The organism is Candidatus Symbiopectobacterium sp. 'North America' (assembly GCF_015762685.1).
GTDB lineage: Bacteria > Pseudomonadota > Gammaproteobacteria > Enterobacterales > Enterobacteriaceae > Symbiopectobacterium.
Genome location: NZ_PEHF01000012.1, coordinates 42,665 through 58,867, shown reverse-complemented (window position 1 = coordinate 58,867; position 16,203 = coordinate 42,665). Strand labels below are relative to the sequence as shown.

Genomic DNA, 16,203 nt, shown 5'->3' with positions numbered 1-16,203 from the left:
TTAAGCAAGCCCAACATCAATCGAAAATCAGTGTTGCAAAAACGGGGGTGACCATAGATTTTTTGGTGGTTGCACGCCGTACGGCCTGGGTGTTGATTTCGATATAGCGCTCAATGTCACTGCGGTAGAAGGTGCGGATATCATTGCGGTCAGTATCAAACCCGGTCAGGGTGCGGCCATACTTGCCGCGCGCGACGTGCCAGTTTTTCAGGTGGCGCACCTGGCCTTGCCAGACAAAGGAGATCCCTTGCTGGGCGCGTAACACTTTGCGGCGGCGAGTCGGATAGGCAGAGCCATCTGGGTTTTGCTGTGCCTTGATGCGCTGTTGCTGGCTGCGGCGTAGCGCCTGGCCTATCTGGCGCGCCGTTTTTTGACGGCCAGCGGCAGATACACCCGAGAGAATGTCATCAAAAACGGCATCCAGTGCGTGAAAGCGGTTATCTGTCATACCGGATCGCTCCAGGTAATATCCTGAAGTACCGCATCCCATTCACCGCCTGCCAGTCTCGGGCGGGGTTCCGGTAAATGCTCTGCCTTTACGCTGCCATCATCAGCGCGCACCACTTTTACCCGCTCGCGTACCGGGATTTCAAAGAGAACATCGGCGCTGTCGTCGTTGTTGATAAGCGTTGTGAATTTCACATCGCGGTTTTTTTCCCGGTTCAGCAGCAAATCAGGCTGGTTTTGCCAAAGCCAGGCCATCAGCGGCAAAACAAAATCGTCAATGTCGCCGGTGAAATTCATCACGAACAGCACCAGTGAATAGCGATAGAGAAATGACGGTGTTTCACCCGTGGTTTCAATGCCGCCCTCTTCAACAAAGACGGTAAACCCTTCAGGATTGGCACGGCACCAGGTGTTAGCCGTGGTCAGCGCATCGCGCAGTGAATCAATTTTCAGCATGGTGTTCTCCTAGTGGGCGCTTTGCGCTGCGGCATTGATGCGTTGCAACCGGCGCAGATAGAGATCGCCGATGGCGGCTTTATCGTCGTTGCAGGTGTCCAGCGAGTCACGCAACTGATCACTCCACAGTGCGATCCCGCCCCAGGTCACCGGCGTGTGCAGTACGGGTGTCGGCGTCGGGTTGGTCAGGCTTTCCGGTATCGGCTCTGCCACGATGCTGATCGCGGGGGAGCGCGGCACGTTTTTGCAGGCTGTCACTGACAGCAGCAGGTACAACAGTATTAGCGCACGTATCGGCTTGCATATCAGAGCGCATCTGTTCACGGCGTTCTTCCCCTTGTGCATTGCGTTGTTGGTCACGGGCACGTATCTCGGCCAGCATCTTTTGCGTGTCCGTACTCAGCGCCCGCACTTCTGCCAAGACTTCCCTCTGCTGGTTAGCGCTGGTCGTTAACGCCTCACGGGTGGCGCTATCAATACCGCGCTGGTAGGTCTGCCACAGCAAACCGGCAACGGCCAATGCCAGCAACACGCCAAGCGCAGCAGCCAGCCTCGTGGCGTTGTACTCACATCACGCAGGCACCAGGCTTTAAAGTCAGTACGGCGATTCACGAGCCCGGCGGATCGCTTGCCGTCGCTGTTAACGAAATCCGTTAACCGGCCACAAATCGCGACCCACTCATGCGCCTGTGCATGTTTCCAAATCGTGGTGCGCTGCTTGCTGCCCTGCGCGTTGGTAAACCACATCAGGCCGGTACACCCGACGTTGAACGCCGCATCGGTCATCGCATCAAAGGGCGATTGCGGCATTGCCTGCCCCTCAAAACTGCTGTTGATGCAGTTTTCTGCCAGCTGCATATCGTTCACCCAGCGCCGTGCAATTTCTTCGTTGCTGTACTCGCGTTTTTGCACATTGCCGGTAGATCCAATCCCCACCGTCAGCACACCCGCCGGGCAGTAATAGGCCGATTGGCGGCAATCTTCCCAACTGGCGGTTTTTTGCTGTGCTTCCGGCGAGTTACGCAATGCGCCAGGCGAGAGCGTGACACCGAGTGCAACTATCAGGGCGATAGAACAACGTTTAACAACGGGTTTCATCGTCAACGTCTCCCTGATGCAAAATGGCAACGGCGCGGCGCTCAGATTCGGTCATGGCACGGTGTTCAGCCTGGCGTAATATCTGCTCAATCAAATCATTGCGGCGGCGCTGTGACTGCTCGATACGACGCCGGAACAACCAGTCGCGCCAGGCAGTGATCACGCCAACAATCAGGCCGGCCAGTGCCACTTTTTCACTGACGGTCATCACGCCTATGCTGGTGACCATGGCTGACATAGCGAAGGTCACCCAGTCATTAAGGCGCTGCAAATCACTTAATACCATAACTGCACCGTTTCCTGTTCTGCTTTGCGGGTAATGTCCGGTAACTCAACAGCCTGACCGGCGTTAAGGAAAATCTGGCGGCTCATGCCTGGATTGGCGTCAATCAACTGCTCGGTAACCCCCTGTGACCTGCCGTAATGGCGGTAACACAGCAAGTCCACCGTATCGCCCTGAAGGGCGTTAACCATCATCAGCACAACTCGGCAAACAGGCGTTCTTCGTCGCGGATATCGGCAATGCTCCAGCGCACATCACGCCACAGATCGTCTACCTGCTTCTCGAAGGTGTCCGTTTCCTTGTCGCCTTTGGGCGTGGTGTCCACATCGCGATGACGCTCCAGCAATGCCGCACGGCTGTGGGCATAAACCGCGTTCTTGTAGCTGTGTACCTTCACGCTTTCGCCATTGACCTCAGGCGCAAGCACGGCCTGCAATGTGGGATAACCGGCGGATACCTGCGCTTGCTGCAAGTCAGCCAGTTGATCGGTGACGTGGATCACCGCCTCAATGGCAACATGCATCAGGCGCGTGGTGGTAATACTGCCGGTGATACGAACCGCAAGACGCAATTCACGCAGCAGGATAGGCGGCCAGAAATCACCGGCGCTCACGCTTGCCTCGCCATCGTCTATGTCTGGCACGTCACTCGCAGCAGGGGTAACGCGTTTGGTTGCTACCAGACTCATGATCACATATCCCAAAAGTCAGGCGGTGGGCGCGCGGTCAAAATACCGTAACGGGCAGATCACCGCGTGCGCCGCCTGTCGGACGGGGCCGAAGTCGTTAATTCTGTTTGGTGGCTTTACGCGGCCGGGGTGTTTTTCCGGTTGCCGTTTTGCGCGCCCCTTTACGCACCGTGGTACGTTTGGCCGCCGCCGTGTTTTCACTGGCGGCCGTTGGCGGTATGGGTTATCGCTGCGTCTTCCTGGCCCGCGCCAGCCCGGCAATCTCTTTTTTCACACCGGCGTTAGGGTTGAGGCTGATAGCTTCACGGAACAGCTTCAGCGCTTCGCCCTTGGTTTCGGCATCGCGGGTTGCACGACGAGAGAACGCACGGGCTTTGCACAGCTTGGCGCACACCTCATCGGGCATATCCTTTCCGGCGACAATCTCCGCGACTTCATCCAGTGTCACGGTATAACCGGAAAGGTCGGTCTCTGCGTCGGTGGTTGCCAGCGTCAGCACCGGATTACTCATTTCCTCAACCAATACCGTTACCGCATCGCGGCGGAACCGGTCGGCAGGCAAAGACAGACCATGCTTAACCACATAGCGCCCCAGCTTCAGCGCAAGCGCGCTGTCCTGGCAGTCAATCGCCCAGACCATCAGCGTGGCAATCACTTCATCCTGACACCCTCTGTCACCCTCGATCGTGCCGTCAATCCAGCCCTCATAGGCGGGCAACATGGCCTTTTTCATCTCGGCTTTGGTAGCGTCTGACTGCACCCGGCTCAGTGACGCCATATCAAGGTGCAGTCGGTGCAATATCTCTTCATGGGCCGTGCGCGCGATATCTGATTGTTCATCAACCTGCCCGCGCCGCTCGGCCATTACCCGCTGAAAATGTCGCTGTGCTGGTGTCAGCATCGCGTGATCTCCCGTTAGGGCGGGGTTTCCCCCGCCGTACTGTTACTCGCCGCCGTTTTGTGACTGCGCCTGCGCAAACTGAATACCGTCGATAAAGGCCGTCTTGCCGTAATCCTCCACCACAAAATCGTCGTTAGAGGATTGGTAGGTCGCAATGCGGTTGTATTGTGGCTCTTCAATCACGCTGCGGCGCAGTCCACCCAACTGGTAATAAACCGACAGGTTTTTGAAGGAGGTGATTAACACGCCATCTGACGGGAAATAAGGCGCAAGAAAAGTCGGTAACCCGCCCACGCGTTCCTGACTGACAATCAACTGACCGGCCAGCAATTCGGTGTTGGGGTTGCTTTGGCTCAGCGCGTTGAGTTTAGGGAAGTTGCTTACAGTCAACAGGTCAGGGGCCTTACGGTGCCAGGGATCCAGCAGGCTGTTTTTGGCATCAAAAACGGCAGTATCAAGGTTGCCGTAGGTGCCTTTAACAATCACCTTGTTATCTTCATCGCGCGAGGTGAGCGTGACGTCATTGATAATGCGATGGGATGCTTCATTGCGGATTTTTTGCAACCAACCAATGCCGCAATCCTGGAATAACGGATTGACCACCCGATCAGACTTTTCGGCGTAGGTGGTGCCGTTAAAGCCGATCATGATGCGGTCAAGGCCAATTTGCTGAGCGTTCGCCTGGCTGATCAGCGCCTGAAAATTAGGTTGCTGTGACCAGGCATCAAGCTGGGCGTAGCCAAGTGCCGAATCGTAGTTAACTTTGCGGCAATGATGATTGCTCGGTTTTTTGGAATGATTATCTGCCGGGTTACGGCGTGATGATCCGTCGCTGCTGTTGTTGGTGCTGGCAATGGGAACTTTGCTGCCGATTAGGATTTTTTGCCCTTCCTGATCTTTTACGCCAAACACGTTTATTTTTTTCAGAAACTCATCACTTTCCTGTGAAGCCTTTTCCAAACGCTGCTGCACCGACGGTTCAACACTGAAGGTTGCCGCAAGGTCACCAATCTGCACGCCGTTAAGTTGTGCCTGACGAGCGCGGTACTCGTTGTAAAGTTTACGGATGTCATTTTGCATGTTCGTTTTTCTCGCTTAACGGGGCTTAAAAATCGGCCAACTGTGCGCCGCTGGTTGCACCGGGGGCCGCTGGGCGTTGGGTGAAACTGTTATCCTGTGTCGCCAGCGTTTGCTTGAGCGCGGCAAGTTCGGTAGTCAACTTCTGAATGGTCTGTCCGTCCTGCTGGCGCTGCGTCGTCAGATCGTTGAATTTATCCGGCAGGTCAGCATGGGATTGCGCGACGTTCTACACCGCTTCGCGTACCTGGGTGAATTGTTCGCTATCTGATTTACGGCCCTTGCCAATGATCCCCATCATGCGCGAAAACCACTGTTTCCCCTCATCGCTGTGTTGGCTGGCAAGTTCAATGATTTCAGCCTCAAGGGCGTCAGAAAACAGCGGGGCTTCGCCTTGCTGCTTGTTGAATGCCTGGATTTGGGCGCGTTGCTGGGCGGCAAACTTGAGGCGCTCAGTGCCAAGGCTGGCCGGGGTGTAGGTCATGGCAAGCCCCACAACATAGGCCTTGCCGTTGAGCGCAAACTGAGGATGTAACTCAATACTGGAGTACACCTTTTTGCCTTCATCGGTCAGCTGCTTCATGCGCGCTGAGGGTTCGATTTCCGCATAGAGTGCGGTGCGCCCGGCAAGCGGCCCCTCGCTAATATCTTCCGTGCTTAAAGCGGTCACATCCCCCATCGCGCTAAATTCGCTATTGGGCAGCATTGAAAGATAGTGCTCTACGTTGATGCGTGCGCCATACACATCAGTGTTGTAACTGGCGGCCGCGTCGCGCAAGTGTTCGGGGCTGATTTCGAGCCCGTCAACGGTCGATCCGGAGACAGCAACCCGGAATTTCTTACGAGCGGGTTTGGTTGTTGCTCTCATGCCTGTTTGTCCTGTCATGTGGTGTCAGTGGCATCATGATGGAAGAGCGTAACTTGCTGTCTCAACGCGTTTTTTGTCGGAGACGCGCCAGACCTGAAAGGCAGAGCAGACAGGATCGCGCGCGGTAATCTTCCCGGCAAAGGGGGAAAGCGCATGATCCAGAACGCTTTTGTAAGGCTCAGAGCAAAACAACTTTACTGGCAGGGTTACCCACCGGCGGAAATCTCACGCCTGATGGGTATCAATCAAAACACGGTGTATGCCTGGAAGAAGCGCGACGAATGGGACGAAACACTGACCATCCAGCGCGTCAGCCAATCCATTGATACACGCCTGTGCCAGCTTGCGCAAAAACCGAATAAGACCGGCGGCGACCTGAAGGAAATGGACGCCCTGACGCGGCAGTTGAAAAAGCTCAGCGACGGACAGCCAGCGGAAGCCGCAGGCAGCAAGAAACCGCACCAGCGCAAAGCCAAGAACCATTTTTCGGAGGCACAGATCGCCACATTGCGTGAAAAAATCCTCGGTTCACTGGCCTGGCATCAAACGGGATGGTATGCAGAGCGGGCAAGTCGTAACCGGATGATCCTGAAATCGCGCCAGATTGGCGCAACCTGGTATTTTGCCCGTGAAGCCCTGTTGCAAGCGCTGCTTGATGATGTGAAATATGGCTATCAGCGTAATCAAATCTTTTTGTCGGCATCGCGCCGCCAGGCGCACCAGTTCCGTGGCTTTATTCAACAGGTGGCGCAAGAGGTCGATGTTGAATTGAAAGGCGGCGATAAAATCGTGTTGAGCAATGGCGCAGAGCTGCATTTTCTCGGCACCTCTGCCGCTACCGCACAGTCTTATACCGGCAACCTGTTCTTTGATGAGTTCTTCTGGACAAGCAACTTTGCCAACCTGCGCAAAGTCGCCGGGGCTATGGCAACCCTGAAAGGGCTCACCCGCACCTATTTTTCTACGCCCTCCAGTGAAACCCATGAAGCCTACCCGTTCTGGACAGGGGCACGCTGGAATGAAAAGCGCAGCAAGGCGCAGAAAATTGATTTTGATGTGTCATGGAAAACGCTTAACAGCTGCTTGCTGTGCCCGGATAAAACCTGGCGGCAGATCGTCACTTTGCAAGACGCTATCGATCACGGCTGGGAGTACACCGACCTTGACGAAATCATGGATGAGAACAGCACGGACGAATATCAGAATCTGTATTGCTGTGAGTTTGTACGTGACGGGGAGAGCGCCTTCAACCTTAATCTGCTGTTCAGTTGCAGTGCCGACGGTTACGACGAGTGGCCGGACTGGAAGCCGTTTGCATCCCGCCCCATGGCCGATCGCGGGGTGTGGATTGGTTACGATGCCAACGGCGGTAGCGGTAACGGTGACAGCGGTAGCATTACCGTGACCGTGCCGCCATTAGTCGCCGGGGGAAAATTCCGCACCATCGAAACCCAGCAGATACGCGGGCTTGAGTTTGAAGAACAGGCAAAAGTGATCGAGGCGCTGACCTTCAAATACAACGTACAGCACATCGCCATTGACGGCACCGGCATCGGGGAAGGGGTCTGGCAGTTGGTGAAAAAGTTCTTTCCGGCTGCTGTCTGTTACCTGATGTCGGTTTCTTCCAAACGCGCGTTGGTGTTGAAGATGTTGCAGGTGATCCGCGCGGGATGGTGGGAGTATGACCGCAGCGAACAAGCCCTTATCAAAGCCTTTAACACCGTGCGCCGCATCACCACCCCCGGCAGCATTATTACCTATGACTCTGACCGCACGCGCGGTTCAAATCACGGCGATCTGGCCTGGTCAACCATGCTGTCAATCATCAATGAACCGCTCGGCTAGGAATTCGGCGGCGGCGGTTTTGCTATGGAGTTCTGATGAACAAGAAACAGCGTTACACACGGGTGGCCAGCACAGCCACTTCCAACACTGCCACGCAACCGGACGTTGCCACCGCACTGAAAAACGAACCCGGTTTAAGCGCGTTCACCTTCGACGGCCCTTATCCGGTGCGTGACAGTTATGACCTGCTGGATAACATGTATTGCGCGGATAACGGGCGTTACTACGAAACCCTGATTGACTGGTACGGGCTGGAGCGTTCATTCGGTAGCGCGTCATGGCATCAGTCAGCGCTTTATTTCAAACGCAATGCGCTGACCGGGTGTTTTATTCCGCACCCGTTGCTATCCCGGCAGGCGTTCTCTGCCTTTGTGCTCGACTGGTTTGTGTTTGGTAATGGCTACCTGGAGCGCAGAACAAACCGGCTCGGCGGTGTGCTGTCATTGCGTCATGTCCCGGCCAAGTACACCCGGCGCGGCAGCGACCAGGAAACCTATTGGTTTATCCTCCAGTAGAAAGACGAGCATCAGTTTGATACCGGCAGCGTGTGTCATGTGATCAACCCGGATATTCATCAAGAAATTTACGGCATGCCGGAGTACATCGGTGCCATGCTGTTAGCCAGCTTGTCACACTCCGCCGACATGTTCCGCAAACTCTACTACGACAACGGATCGCACGCCGGGTGCATCATCTACATCGGTGCATCGCAGGTTGATGACAAGAGCATGGCGAGCGTAAAAAAGACGCTGACCGAAGCGCGCGGCAAAGGGGCTTTCAAAAACCTGCTGTTGCATGCGCCAGGCGGGGGCGAGAAGGGGGTACAAATCATCCCGTTCAGTCAGATATCGGCCAAGGATGAGTTTTTGAATATCAAATCGGTTACCGCGACGATATCCTTGCCGCACACCGTGTGCCGCCGCAACTGATAGGGCCATGTCGGAAGGCAACGGCTCATTCGGTGACGTTGAGAAAGCCGCGCGCGTGTTTGCCATCAACGAACTGATGCCGGTCATGCAGGCGTTGAAGCACGTCAATGACTGGCTGGGCATGGAAGTGATCCGCTTCAACCCTTATTCCTTGCTGAAAGCCGAATAGAAATCCACTTCACCGCCACGCCCTGCGGCGGTTTTTCCTTCAAAAGTATTCACGCCACCGATAGCGCAAGCCCGCTAAAGTACCCGCATTGCACCTATAGACAACATCCACAAACGCGCCTCAACGCCACGCTGTGAGGCGATGGCGTGAGCCTGCTCACGACCTTGCCAAACGCACGGCAACCACGCAGAACGGCGAAAACCGGGCGACATTTCGATGAATCATACATACCCCCTACCTACCCCCCTTCGAGGGGGCTCTCCCCCCGTCACCTGCACGCAGCAAACCTGCGTGTTTTTGTGCATGTGCAGATCCCAGCCAAAACCGCTCAGGCGCAGGGCGCAAAGGGAAAAAATAGCATCAAAAAATTTGTGCATTATCGTGCATGATCTTGCAGTGATTTTCAGGCAAAAGAAAACCCGCTGAAGCAGGTGATCATTACGCGTGTTTCATTCGTTCGTTCAGTGTTTCAACAATAAACGCATTCACTGAAACCTGATGTTCAGCGGCAGCAACGGTCAGCCGTTCTCCGAATGATTCAGGGTAGCGGAGGGTGAACGTTTTCACTTTCTCTTCACGCTCATAGGGGGCGATGCCGTTTTCCTGACAATCTTCAAGATATTCACGTAGTGAGATTTCTCCCTCACTCTTTAGCCCATCAATGCTATCGGCCACAAAGTCACAATAGCCAGACAAGCCAATAAACTTACCGCGAAACATGCCAATTTTAGGCACATAACTGATGATGGCCGGTTGCCCGGCAACAACCATCGTATTTGGTGTATTGAGTGCTTTAGTCATGGTTTTACCCCTATGCTTTCCAGCCATTCACGCAGGCTGAACAATGCGCCTTTATCTGTATCCGGTGAAGGATTAGGACGATGGAATCGAGCAATGCTCCCATTCAGTAAAAATCGTACTCTTGATCCACTTCCTTCCTTAATTTCACCGCCTAACGCTGTAATAAGTGACTCAATACTTGACCATTTAACACCAGAAAGTACCGGCGTCTTGAAAATCTGATTCAACGTTTCCCACTGTTTTTTTCTCAGACTGGCTATTTTTTCCTGCATTGCCTGTTCCATGAAGTCACCTTTTGAAGTCATTATAGATACTCTTTTCATGAAGTCAATTAGTGAAGTCAATGAGCTCTATCAATTTTGTTTAGCTCGGCCATCACTGCTAATCGCTCCGCCGGTGGCATTGCCCGGTACTTCGCCGCCCAACGCTGCGCCTTGCGTTTGATGCGTTGCCGATCGATATAGTCTTGCCCCGCAAACGACGCACTATATGCCGCACCTTCTGGATAATTCATCCATAGTTTTTCCGTCCTGACACCGCCACGCGTCATCACCTAAAACTCAATAGCGCGCCAGTCATGCAACAGATCATCATAAAGCGCGGAAGGGTAGCCGGAAATCATCACGCTGGCCGGGACACGCCGCAGCGTGGCGATCAATGCACGGTGGTCATCGGTGGTGTATTCGTAGCGGTAACGGTTCCGACTGGTGCGTGTTTCGGGCAGATAGGGCGGATCGGCATAAATCAGTACCCGGCCCGCGCTGGAAAAATCGAACATACGCAGGTATTCCACCGCATCGCGGCTTACCAGGTTGACGTGCGATAACTGATGCGTAAACTCGAAATTTTTCAATGCGTCCTCATCAATATCTATCCCTATGCTCCGTAGCGCCGGTGGCTTGCGCTGGATCACAGCGCCGCCGCCCAAATTCGTTTCTATGTACGTATCGTGCGGCAGCATATTGGCAATGATTTTCTGATACGCGCCAGATGCCGCCTTGCTGCCCAGATAGCCCATTATTTTGCCTCCGCATTTGGTTTGAGTATTCCGACACAAAGCCAAACACACCCATCGCAGATACAGACATTCCCCGGCCCGACAATGATTTTCTTGGGTTCAGCTTTCGGTACATTACAGAATGAGCACCGTAATTCACCGTCAACAGCGGTCATCCCTTCACGTTTCAACGCCTGATAGCCATTTCTGACGGATTCGGCACACCCCACAAGCTCACCCGGCGTTAAATTTTCATTGAGCATGATGGTTTGTAATAGCGATGAAATACCCATGATTTTCATGTCTTTATTTGTGTACTTAGGCACTTCTTTACCTGTTGGTAATGTCATAACTCCCCCTTGTGGTACCACATAGATATTTTTAACTGTGCTTCAGCGACATCATTTCTGACTGTGCTCGATGCGTTGGCCAACACAGTCGGTTATGACTGCGAAACCTCTCCTAATGCCGCAACCCGTTGCAGCAACGTCGCTGCTTTATCCTGGTATTCAGCAACTTTTTGCCTTCTCGCCTGGGTGCGGTACAAACAGCCATCAGCACCGGCCACGGAACTGTGGCCGGCAAGCGTGATCGCGTTGCCTGTCTCCAGTCGCTGCAATTCTCCCGTGCTGATATCCCATCCCAACGAATGGGCAAAATCGGTAATACTCGCGCGCCAGTCGTCCGACCGCTTACTAACAGTCTGTTTTTCTGTTGATTCAGGTAGCTGATTTGTAGACGAGTGATGGTTATGCCGCCGATCCGGCGGCTGGGTTCGTAACCGATTGAGCAAGGCGCGCCGTTCTTTGTCGGTCATGTGGTCAAAGTCGATGTTTTCTTGTTCAGACGTCCTGCCAATCTCTCCATCGGACTGATCACATCTGGTGCAGGTATCCCCGTTTAAGCATTCTGGAATATCTATTTTTTCGTCGCCCTTAGAGTTATTGACAGAACTCCAAGCGCCGCCGGTTGGCGGCGTAACTGCCAACCCACGCCCAGTGCTATCATTAGCGCCTGCGTCTGATGCCTGTTTTTTGCGGATTTTCCACTTAACGAGACGGGTACAAATGCGGGATAGCTCGCCCAAACGCGGGGAGAAAACGCCAAAGATTTTTTCTGGTGTCTCGCCGTATTCGTTTTGCTCTTGTGCATCCTCGTAGGCGATGCGCACGGTGTAACGTTCACGGGGGATCAGCACGCCGCCTTGTTTTTCGATATACGACGCAAAGCAGCCTACATCAGCGGCAGCAAGTACCTCATCCATGGCGGGATCCTGAAGTTGTGCAGCACCACGCTTGAATATGCCTGCTTCTTTCTGCGCTGCCGTTAACTGATTCGCCAAGCGACGCAGTTCGCGCCAGACCGTTACCGGTGGTAAACCAAATGGCTGGAACTGGCGAATGTTATGTTGAGACGCCCAGGCCATAGCAAACTTGGCGGTTTCTTTTAGTGGCTTGCCGGTTTCGGTATCCCGTTCACCTTCCAGTGCGTAACCGTCGATATTCTTGCTGATGTATTTGGCAACATAGGCCGTTGCGCTGCCTTTCTTTGGATCGAGCCTTTTCGCTTTAAAGCGTGCACCGGTATTGCGCCCCAGTTCCGCGCGATCTTCAGCAATGAAATACTCGCGTAAAATACTGACGATTTCTTTTCGGTCGTTTGGTGGCATAAACAGCAAAACATGCCAGTGCGGTGTAGCGTCGTGATGTGGCTCGGCAACGCGGAAACCATAGGGACGCAGGCCACGGCGATTTAGCTTTGACATTGCTTTAGCTCAGGTGCGGCATAAGTAGCGCTGTCCCTGACGGGGGGAAGTGTGATCCCATTTGGGGTTTTGGTGCCCGTTTTGGATATTGGCGTGAAAGCGTGACGGGCACGTAATGGTAAGAAATACTCCTTCATCACTGCGCGATATAGCGACCAGCTCTACACCTTCCATGCGTCCCATCAATTCATGGCGACGGATAACCGGATTGCTGATGCTGGCGTACACCATGTTTTCTAACGAGGCGACGTTACCATCCTCATCAACCAGTTCATGCGCTTTGAAATACTCACGGTTTTTGCGGCGTTGCTCTTGCCACAGGTTAAGCGCATCAAGGCTTACATAGGGCATGCGTTTTTTGTGGATCACGCCAATGGCACGAAACTGGTTTTCACGCCATTCGCAGCGTAAACACCACAACTTACGCCCCCACCAATCTGCATTGGTGATGCGCAAGATTGCCGAGCAGATACGGTGTCGTGATACTTCATCACCAATAATTACGCCCCAGCAGGGAGGGGTAACCCGCAACGCCAGCATTTCACGCCCAAGATGCCAAAAAAGCGCCTGAATCTCGTCATTCGTCATATCAGAGGGCAATGTGTTGCCGCATTCGGTTTCAAACATTTCCGCGAGGCTGGCCGCGATAGCATGACTGGCGCTAATCACCTCATGCTTGGTAAATTCGGCAAGATGTTGCCAGCGCGTGCGTCAGTAGCTTGCAAGCTCAGATGTAAAACCATCGCGTACCCCTTGCCGGGTGCGCACAGCATCAAGACGCAGCAGGGCTTTTTTCACGGTTCCCATGAAAAAGGCGCTGACGTGTCGCGGCTCTCGATTGATGCGCAACCATTCGATTTTTTGCCGGTAAGTGTAGCGGATAAAAAACGGTTGTTCGTGTAAACGGCTTTCAACACCTTCCGGTGTGTTCATCCAGTCGCGCGAGGCTTGCAGATGTTCTTGCCGCAAAGTTTCAGCGGTATCGTGTCGAATGTGCAGAAAGGTGGCGTTAGGCTCCAAGTGATCCAGATACGCCACCGCCTGGTTAAAATTCATTGCAGCAGGTAGTACTGCTTGTGCTATCTGCCGCTCAAGGTGTCGCGTTACGGTCTGGTGAGACTCAACAGGCGCAGTGTTTAAGGCATGAAATGAATCAGCGATCCCCGGTGGTGCGGAGATCGCTGAACGTGGAGCATTCCACGAGTAGGCCCATAGGCTCATGTTTGAGATCTCACCGCTTTAATGATTCGACTCATAGCAACAGGAGGAACCGCATTACCCGCCATATTAACGGTTAATCTGTGGTTGTCCGGGCGCAAATAATCTCGTGGGAAGGTCATTGCCAACATGTTTTCATCGGCCGTCAGCATGCGCATTCTGTCACCGTCGATAATCGCCCAACAGTCGCGGGTGGTGATTGTGCCTATCGGTCTGTTGATATCCCTTCCTGATTTTGTGTTGCCGTAATAACTCATCAGAAAGCGGTCGCCGTATTGTTCACGCCCGTTTTTTACGCGTTCAAGCGTTGCCTTTGCTCGGCCGTTACGCTCAATCAGCGACCATTTGCCTACATCAAGATTGATAAAAGATGCGGCTGACATGTGCTCATATCTTGGTAACTCCAAGTACATGGGAGCCTTGCTGCGTGAGCACACAATAAACATGCGCACTCGGTTTTGCGGCACGCCAAGATCTGCACAGTAAACGATATGAGGAGAAAGTGAATACCCAAGCGCCTGCATCGCTACTGACCACGATGGATACAGCTCCCACTGCAAAAACTCTGGTACGTTCTCGACAATAGCGAATGACGGCCGGTGATACTCAGCGGCAGATACAACAGCCCACGCAGTTGAGCGACTTGCGTCATGCTGTGGATTTCTGTTTGTCTTACCTTGCGTCTTGCTATGCCCCTGGCAGCAGGGGGATACGAGAAGCAAATCATGGGCAGGAACCAGCGACCAATCAGCCTGATGTAAATCTTGGCAAATATGCTCTGTGTGGGGATGATTTGCGCTGTGCCACTTAACAGCCTCGGGCCAGTGGTTTGCAGCCCACACGATACGAATGCCCGCCATTCTTGCACCTGTTGATAAACCACCAAAACCAGCGAAAAGATCTATTGCATCCATCAGAACGCCTCCCCATCAAACGCACCGGATGCAACCATTTCCTGATACGTCGCATCACCCATGCATGGGCCACAATCAGGGCAGCAACCGCCACCCGCACGTCCGCAGCCGTCGCAGGTTTTCAGCACGCCAATCACTTCTTTGGCCTTTTTTCGTGACGCAGTTGCTGCACCGAGCGAGCGGGAAACGCTGATTTCATGAAACTGGAATCCCTGGTAAATCTCGCGCGTGGCAGGAGGTCGCTGTTTGAGATAACGATTGGTGCGCCGGTTTCACGGTTGGCGTGAAACAGTGCCACCACTAATTCCCGGTGATCGTCTGGCGCGAATGCCGCGGTGTGATATTGCGTAAAATTGGCTGTTTCACTGGTTTGCAGATAGGGCGGATCGCAATAGATAACGCTGCTTTTGTTTATCGCTGTGCTTGTCAGGGTTTTGCGGAAATCTGCCACGATAAAAACAGCTTTAGTGTCGTTTGCTTTTTCTGCAAACTGTCTGATTTTCTGTTCAGGGAAATAGGGATTTTTGTATTGCCCGTATGGGATATTAAAATCACCTTGGCGGTTATAACGGCACATACCGTTATAGCCGTGCCTGTTCAGATACAAAAACAATGCGGCGAGCTCTATGCTTGTGGCGTTTCCCGTATTGCGCTGATAGTTGAAACTGCGGCGGCGTGCCGAATATTCATCTTTATTGTTGCCATGCTGAAATAAAGCCTTTGCCACTGAAATTAACGATTCCGTATCAGTAGCGGCGACACGATAGCAATTAATCAAATCAGTATTGATATCAGCCAGCACATAGCGACGATAATCTGTATTCAGAAATACAGACGCACCGCCAACGAACGGCTCTATAAGACAATCACCTTTCGGCAGATGAAGGAGCAAATCAGGCAGGACACGGGTTTTACCCCCCGCCCATTTGATGAACGGGCGGATCATAACTGGCCCCCTTGAGCAATTGCGCGCTGTGCAGCAAACAACAAATGCACTTGATTAATGGCTCTATCTAACGCAATTGCATGTTCAATATCGCTTCTTTGGTAAGTTGATAGCGGCTCTAAGCCAAAATGCATCCCTAATGCGATAATTCCATCAGATCCCCATTCCTTGCCACGAGGCCATGGAATGCCATCAAAAGACAAACTAAAAGAGCGTCTTAAAATGGAAAATTCAATACTCGGCTTTCCTGACCATGCCCCAAGCGTTGCCAAATCATCAGCGTTAGCAGTCAACCAGTCGTAGAATTTTCCTCCTGCATCCCATAAGTTAGGGTTCTCATCGCTAATTAATTTTGCCCTCTCATCGCTACCTAAACGTAGGCAATATTCAATAGCGTCCCCTTCTGGAATCGTCCCTTTGATAAGGCAACTTTCAATATCCACTCGGGTGTAAAACTGCGCACCTAGCGAACAGGTAGCGGGGTCAAAGAAAACAGCTCCAACAACCATAAGTGGGGCAGTCGTTTTTTTACCCATGGCTTCAACAGCTATCATTACGTGGTTCATGCAATGATCTCCTGTGCTGAGTGTTCAAACCGTTCCGCCTCTTTGCGCAGCAACTCAATGATCTCTACGGCGGAATACTCTTTTTGCTGTGCGTGAATAGACAGAGTGGCAAGGCGAATTGAAAAAGGCTAAATGCTGGTCTTTTTTTTCTTCCTGACGCGCTTTGGCTAACAAGCCAACAAGCGCATTGTTATCTGCTACTCGCATTTGTTTAACTTCTGCATTTCTCATGGTG

General features: G+C 53.0%; 14 protein-coding genes and 8 pseudogenes. 2 read left to right on the top strand and 20 right to left on the bottom strand.

Annotation, left to right across the window (positions count from 1 at the left end; translation table 11 throughout):
- Positions 1-28 precede the first annotated feature (28 nt).
- The 10 genes and pseudogenes from CS369_RS02860 to CS369_RS02815 form a co-directional block, all read right to left on the bottom strand.
- A pseudogene (locus tag CS369_RS02860) lies at positions 29-448 on the bottom strand (phage virion morphogenesis protein); the annotation flags it as partial.
- Entirely contained in the window at positions 445-903 is a 459-nt protein-coding gene (locus tag CS369_RS02855; RefSeq protein ID WP_196905898.1) for a phage tail protein, read from the bottom strand. The pseudogene CS369_RS02860 and the gene CS369_RS02855, both read right to left, overlap by 4 nt.
- Before the next feature lie 9 nt (positions 904-912).
- Complete coding sequence (locus tag CS369_RS02850) at positions 913-1,227, bottom strand: peptidase (protein ID WP_244664740.1); 315 nt, start codon at positions 1,225-1,227, stop codon at positions 913-915.
- Positions 1,228-1,464: 237 nt separating this feature from the next.
- Positions 1,465-2,001 (bottom strand): annotated as a pseudogene (locus CS369_RS02845) (lysozyme); the annotation flags it as partial.
- Positions 1,985-2,287: a phage tail protein gene (locus tag CS369_RS02840; protein ID WP_196905896.1), complete on the bottom strand. Its 303-nt coding sequence runs from the start codon at positions 2,285-2,287 to the stop codon at positions 1,985-1,987. The pseudogene CS369_RS02845 and the gene CS369_RS02840, both read right to left, overlap by 17 nt.
- Positions 2,278-2,478 (bottom strand): tail protein X, encoded by a 201-nt coding sequence (locus tag CS369_RS02835; protein WP_196905895.1) that lies wholly within the window; start codon positions 2,476-2,478, stop codon positions 2,278-2,280. The genes CS369_RS02840 and CS369_RS02835 overlap by 10 nt, the downstream gene beginning before the upstream one ends.
- The gene (locus CS369_RS02830; RefSeq protein WP_196905894.1) at positions 2,478-2,972 is read right to left on the bottom strand and encodes a head completion/stabilization protein; all 495 of its coding nucleotides are present in this window, start codon (positions 2,970-2,972) and stop codon (positions 2,478-2,480) included. Before CS369_RS02830 ends, CS369_RS02835 begins: the two co-directional genes overlap by 1 nt.
- Positions 2,973-3,069: 97 nt before the next feature.
- Positions 3,070-3,873, bottom strand: a pseudogene (gpM, locus tag CS369_RS02825) (phage terminase small subunit).
- A 42-nt stretch (positions 3,874-3,915) separates the two neighbouring features.
- Positions 3,916-4,953, bottom strand: a complete 1,038-nt coding sequence (locus CS369_RS02820) for a phage major capsid protein, P2 family (RefSeq protein WP_196905892.1) — start codon at positions 4,951-4,953, stop codon at positions 3,916-3,918.
- Between the two features lie 25 nt (positions 4,954-4,978).
- Positions 4,979-5,818: pseudogene (locus tag CS369_RS02815) on the bottom strand (GPO family capsid scaffolding protein).
- Between the two features lie 153 nt (positions 5,819-5,971).
- Here CS369_RS02815 and CS369_RS02810 point away from each other — a divergent pair.
- Positions 5,972-7,663, top strand: a complete 1,692-nt coding sequence (locus CS369_RS02810; RefSeq protein ID WP_196905891.1) for a terminase large subunit domain-containing protein — start codon at positions 5,972-5,974, stop codon at positions 7,661-7,663.
- A gap of 35 nt (positions 7,664-7,698) precedes the next feature.
- Positions 7,699-8,761: pseudogene (locus tag CS369_RS02805) on the top strand (phage portal protein).
- Between the two features lie 438 nt (positions 8,762-9,199).
- Here the strand turns inward: CS369_RS02805 and CS369_RS02800 are convergent.
- The 10 genes and pseudogenes from CS369_RS02800 to CS369_RS02760 all read right to left on the bottom strand — a co-directional run bounded on the left by CS369_RS02800 (position 9,200) and on the right by CS369_RS02760 (position 16,199).
- The gene (locus CS369_RS02800) at positions 9,200-9,562 is read right to left on the bottom strand and encodes a type II toxin-antitoxin system HicB family antitoxin (RefSeq protein ID WP_196905890.1); all 363 of its coding nucleotides are present in this window, start codon (positions 9,560-9,562) and stop codon (positions 9,200-9,202) included.
- Positions 9,559-9,834: a type II toxin-antitoxin system HicA family toxin gene (locus tag CS369_RS02795; protein WP_196905903.1), complete on the bottom strand. Its 276-nt coding sequence runs from the start codon at positions 9,832-9,834 to the stop codon at positions 9,559-9,561. Before CS369_RS02795 ends, CS369_RS02800 begins: the two co-directional genes overlap by 4 nt.
- Before the next feature lie 68 nt (positions 9,835-9,902).
- Positions 9,903-10,580: pseudogene (locus tag CS369_RS02790) on the bottom strand (DNA adenine methylase).
- Positions 10,580-10,909 (bottom strand): ClpX C4-type zinc finger protein, encoded by a 330-nt coding sequence (locus CS369_RS24815; protein ID WP_196905889.1) that lies wholly within the window; start codon positions 10,907-10,909, stop codon positions 10,580-10,582. The pseudogene CS369_RS02790 and the gene CS369_RS24815 overlap by 1 nt, the downstream one beginning before the upstream one ends.
- Positions 10,910-11,001: 92 nt before the next feature.
- Positions 11,002-13,545, bottom strand: a pseudogene (locus CS369_RS02780) (replication endonuclease).
- Positions 13,542-14,456 (bottom strand): DNA cytosine methyltransferase, encoded by a 915-nt coding sequence (locus CS369_RS02775; RefSeq protein ID WP_196905888.1) that lies wholly within the window; start codon positions 14,454-14,456, stop codon positions 13,542-13,544. The pseudogene CS369_RS02780 and the gene CS369_RS02775 overlap by 4 nt, the downstream one beginning before the upstream one ends.
- Positions 14,456-15,402: pseudogene (locus tag CS369_RS02770) on the bottom strand (DNA adenine methylase). The gene CS369_RS02775 and the pseudogene CS369_RS02770 overlap by 1 nt, the downstream one beginning before the upstream one ends.
- Complete coding sequence (locus CS369_RS02765; protein ID WP_196905887.1) at positions 15,399-15,968, bottom strand: 3'-5' exonuclease; 570 nt, start codon at positions 15,966-15,968, stop codon at positions 15,399-15,401. The pseudogene CS369_RS02770 and the gene CS369_RS02765 overlap by 4 nt, the downstream one beginning before the upstream one ends.
- A complete protein-coding gene (locus CS369_RS25020; RefSeq protein ID WP_374191021.1) occupies positions 15,965-16,066 on the bottom strand; it encodes a DUF2732 family protein in 102 nt (33 codons plus the stop codon). The genes CS369_RS02765 and CS369_RS25020 overlap by 4 nt, the downstream gene beginning before the upstream one ends.
- Complete coding sequence (locus CS369_RS02760) at positions 16,023-16,199, bottom strand: DUF2732 family protein (protein WP_374191020.1); 177 nt, start codon at positions 16,197-16,199, stop codon at positions 16,023-16,025. Before CS369_RS02760 ends, CS369_RS25020 begins: the two co-directional genes overlap by 44 nt.
- Between the last annotated feature and the right edge of the window lie 4 nt (positions 16,200-16,203).